The organism is Sulfitobacter sp. HI0040 (assembly GCF_001634885.1).
Taxonomy (GTDB): domain Bacteria; phylum Pseudomonadota; class Alphaproteobacteria; order Rhodobacterales; family Rhodobacteraceae; genus Sulfitobacter.
Genome location: NZ_LWEX01000294.1, coordinates 1 through 449 on the forward strand (window position 1 = coordinate 1; position 449 = coordinate 449).

The following is a 449-nucleotide window of genomic DNA, read 5'->3' on the forward strand; positions in this document are numbered from 1 at the left end:
GGGCCGCATGTCGACGTAGGAGCCGCGATCCCGCACGAAATTGGCCGGATCCTGATCCGCGCCGGCGTTTTGCTGGACAAAGGTTTCGAAGACGACGTGTTCGCCCTTGTACCCGGCGGTGTTCGCGTTGGCGATATTGTTGGAGGTGACGTCGAGCTGGCGCTGCAAAGACGCGGCAAGGGACATGCCAAGGTAGCTTGCTTCCGTCATGCGCCGTGCTCCTGTCCTTATGCGATGCAAGTATAAACATGGATTGCAAGGATACATTGAAATATAAACTGGACAAAAGCAAGGAAATTGTGTCTTTCTTTCTTGTCATGCTAAAGATACTTTGCCTTGCCCTGTCTCTTGTGCTGTTCCTGCCACCCCCTTTGCGGGCACAGGAGGAGGGGCCGTTCGCGACCCTGAACTTCGTTGTTCTGGGGCAGGGTGACTTCCTGTTACAGCGG

At 55.2% G+C, this 449-nt stretch carries 1 protein-coding gene; it reads right to left on the reverse strand.

Annotation, left to right across the window (positions count from 1 at the left end):
• On the reverse strand, positions 1 to 210 hold a 210-nt coding region (locus tag A3728_RS14010; RefSeq protein WP_236630509.1), incomplete at its 3' end, for a flagellar basal body protein.
• Positions 211 to 449 lie beyond the last annotated feature (239 nt).